This is a genomic window from Streptococcus sp. HMSC078H12, from assembly GCF_001814615.1.
GTDB classification, from domain to species: Bacteria; Bacillota; Bacilli; order Lactobacillales; family Streptococcaceae; genus Streptococcus; species Streptococcus salivarius_F.
Genome location: NZ_KV817346.1, coordinates 145,490 through 147,713, shown reverse-complemented (window position 1 = coordinate 147,713; position 2,224 = coordinate 145,490). Strand labels below are relative to the sequence as shown.

Below are 2,224 nucleotides of genomic sequence, written 5' to 3'. Positions count from 1 at the left end.
GCTTTCATTGTATCGTATGTAACGGTTGCGTCGCTTCCTTTAACTTCTTCTACAGTGTAGTTGTGTACGCCTTCTTGGCCTTTCTTGAACTCAAGTTTAGAGAACTTAACGTTACCAGCCGCATCGTTGCTTACAGTTTCAAGAGTCTTACCTTCTGAATCTTTAAGAACGAAGCTGAATTCGTTAGCTTTAAGTTCACGACCTTCCAAACGTTTAGTGAAGTTGAATTCTACTTCAACTGGAACGTTGTTAACACGTTTTTCAGTTGGTTTGCTTGGTTTTTCAACTTTCTTAGTTGTTGGGTTGTAGTAGTTTACTACTTGAGCCGCAGTATTTTCGATATCTGCACCACCAGGAACATCAGCTTTAACTGTTGTTGGGATGTCGAACTTGTAGTAACGACCGAAGGCGAATTTAGTTGTGTCGATAACTTGAGTGTTTTCTGCATCGCCAAGTGACTTAGTGAAGCCATCTTTAAGTGTTGCAGTAATCACACCGTTGTTCACAGTGATATCGAATTTAGCTGTAACATCATCACCTGTTACTGAATCGTAAGCTTTAATCTTAGTAGCATCAAGTTCCAATTTAGCTTCATCGTAGTCATCTGAGATTCCTACTGATTGAATGTTGTCCTTGTTAGCTGCGTCGAATTTAGTTGTATCAAGCCATACTTGGTAAACCAACTTGTCGCCACGGTTAACAGTCTTAGTATTCAAGTTTTGAGCTTCGTTGTTTGAGGCATCGTCAGCGTATGGGTTCGCATTTGTATCTGCGTACTTGTCTGCCAACTCTTTATCGTCATCAACGAGCTTATCACCAGTGATATCGAATTTCTCTTCAGAAACAACGTATTTCTCTGGTTGGAACTTAGGTTCTTCTGGAGGGCGAACTGTGTTGTTAAATTCTTTATCCGCAGGTTCTGTCACATTTGTGATCAAGGCTTTGGCTGTACCGTCATGAGAAACAGTAACAGTTACAACAGCAGCCATTGTATCGTAATCGACAGTTGCATCTGTACCCTTAACCTCTGTTACAGTGTACTTGTAAGTACCTTCTTGACCCTTCTGGTATTTAAGGGCTGTAACAGTTTTACCAGCTTTATTTGTGTACTCTACTGGAGAGAATTTAATCTTACCAGCTGCATCGTTGGTTGCAGTTGCAATCACAACATTGTCGCTATCTTTCAACTCGAATGTGAATTCGCCAGCTTTAAGGTCACGACCTTCCAATTTCTTAGTGAAGTTGAATTCTACTGAGATTGGAACACTGTTGACACGTTTTTCAGTTGGTTTGTTTGGTTTTTCAACTGTCTTGCTTACTGGGTTGTAGTAGTTAACAACTTGAGCTGCTTTGTTTTCGATATCTGCACCAGCTACAACATCGTCTTTCACTGTTGCTGGAATATCAAATTTATAGTAGCGTCCAAATTCAAACTTAGTTGTATCAATGATTTGTGTATTTTCAGCGTCGCCAAGTGACTTAGTAAAGCCAGCTTTAAGGTTAGCTGTAAGAACACCGTTGTTATCAGTGATATCGAACTTGTTAGTAACATCTGCACCAGTTACTGAATCATAAACCTTGATGTCTGAAGCATTAACAGTCAATTTATCCTTGTCGTAGTTATCTGTGATTCCTACTGTTTGGATGTTGTCTTTGTTAGCTACATCAAATTTAGTTGTATCCAACCATACTTGGTAGTAAAGTTTAGATCCACGTTCAACTGTCTTGGTATTCAAGTTTTCAGCTTCGTTGTTGTCTGTATTATCAACATATGGATTGTTGTTTGTTTCACCATATTTATCTGTCAATTCAGAATCATCATCAACGAGTTTAGTACCAGTGATATCGAATTTCGCTTTAGAAACAACGTATTTCTCTGGTTGGAACTTAGGTTCTTCTGGAGGTGTTACACGGTTGTTGAATTCTTTATCAGCAGCATCTGTTACGTTGGCAACGATTGCTTTAGCTGTACCGTCGTGTGAAACAACAACTTTAACAGTGGCAACCATTGTGTCGTATTTGACAGTTGTATCTGTACCAGGAGTTTCTTCTACTGTGTAGTTGTAAGTCTTACCAAGATCATCGCGACCAAATTTAAGAGTCTTGAAGACAATCTTACCAGCAGCGTCGTTCTTCACGCGTTCAACTTCAACGCCGTCTTTCTTCAATACGAATTCGAATTCGTTAGCTTGAAGTTCACGACCTTCCAAACGTTTAGTGAAGT

The 2,224-nt window shown here is 39.6% G+C and carries 1 protein-coding gene; it reads right to left on the bottom strand.

All coding sequences use genetic code 11. The annotated features are described in order from the left end of the window. A partial coding sequence (locus HMPREF2979_RS09865; RefSeq protein WP_315968259.1) for an SspB-related isopeptide-forming adhesin occupies window positions 1-2,224 on the bottom strand: 2,224 nt, incomplete at both ends.